Annotated in this window: 2 protein-coding genes; both read right to left on the minus strand. The window is 46.2% G+C overall.

The window, feature by feature from the left end; genetic code table 11:
• The coding region (locus E0L13_RS11660) for an IS3 family transposase (RefSeq protein ID WP_168062584.1) at window positions 1-656 on the minus strand (656 nt) is incomplete at its 3' end.
• Window positions 626-1,204: a helix-turn-helix domain-containing protein gene (locus E0L13_RS11665; RefSeq protein WP_168062582.1), complete on the minus strand. Its 579-nt coding sequence runs from the start codon at window positions 1,202-1,204 to the stop codon at window positions 626-628. The genes E0L13_RS11665 and E0L13_RS11660, both read right to left, overlap by 31 nt.
• Window positions 1,205-1,252: the final 48 nt, after the last annotated feature.

Genomic DNA, 1,252 nt, shown 5'->3' on the forward strand with positions numbered 1-1,252 from the left:
CTTTGAAAAATCCGCTCTTGCTTGAGCTTACGGACGTACGCTTTCATTTGGTACGCCCAACCCTGATCGGAATGGAAGGTTCTGCGGTACGGGCAATCCGCCGTGATGCGGATCGCTTCCGCCTGTGCTTCTAATATATTTTCGGCCGAAGGACGGTTCCCTATTCTATAGCTGATGATTTCTCCATTGAACATATCCATAAAGGGATCCAGATACAGCTTATGCTGCGTCAGATGCCCCTGGGCATCCACTTCATAGTATTTAAATTCTGTCGTATCTGTTGTGATTTTCTGATGGGGAACCGTCGTGTGGAAGCGACGGCGTATCCGATTGGGAGCGATGGTTCCCACCTTGCCTTTGTAAGAGCTGTATCTGCGGCTCTTTCGCGTAAAACAAGTGACCTGAAGGCTTAGCTTTTGCATGATGCGCTGCACCTTCTTCTTATTCACGCACCATCCCTGATTGGTAAGCTCACCCGTGATTCGCCGATAGCCATAGGTGGTATGCTGTTTGCAAAGTTCCTGTATGGCATCTTCTAATTCTTTGTCCGGATTTTCGCGGCCAACGCGTTTTTGCCAGTACATGTAGGTTGACTTTGCCATGCCGGTGTAGGAGAGGAGATCTTTTAGTTTGAATTGTCCTCGGAGACTGAAGATGACGTTCGCAACCCTCTCCGTTTTGCTTCGTCCTCTAACCGCAGTCTCCTCAGTTCTTTTAAAACTGCATTCTCTATACGGAGCTTGAGAAGTTCATCCTCTAATTCCTTGACGTGCTCTGCGCGGGTGTCAACCTCCGTATGCTGAACTTGTGCTTCTGTTTCTCTTGATTGCGAGGTACTCAATGTCTTCTTCCTGCCTTTCCTATGCGGTCTTAACGCATCCGGCCCAGCTATTTTAAAGTCATTTACCCATCTGGCAAGCATTGACGGATTGTTGATTCCCATTTGAAGAGCCAGTTCCTGATACGAGAGTTCGCTTGTTAAGTAAGACTCTACCACAGAAAGCTTTTCTTCGAAAGAGTATTCTTTCCGAGATCGAGATCGTTTTAACCCATTATCCCCCAATTTTTTGTAGGTAGCAACCCACGTTTTTAACTGGCAACTGCTCGACATGCCATGTTTTTGTGAAATGGAAGCGTAGCTTCCCTGATTGTCCAAGTATTCTGATACCAGTTGCTTCTTAAATTCATAACTGTGTTTCGCCATAAAAAAACTGACCTCCAATCGTTAGATTTTTGGTCTAACATTTGGGGG

The sequence above is a fragment of the Megasphaera sp. SW808 genome, from assembly GCF_012027795.1.
Lineage (GTDB): Bacteria > Bacillota > Negativicutes > Veillonellales > Megasphaeraceae > Megasphaera > Megasphaera stantonii.

Bases quoted from the DNA above. Each gene is read 5' to 3' on its own strand.
- E0L13_RS11665 (WP_168062582.1), bottom strand. From the start codon at position 1,204: ATGGCGAAACACAGTTATGAATTTAAGAAGCAACTGGTATCAGAATAC.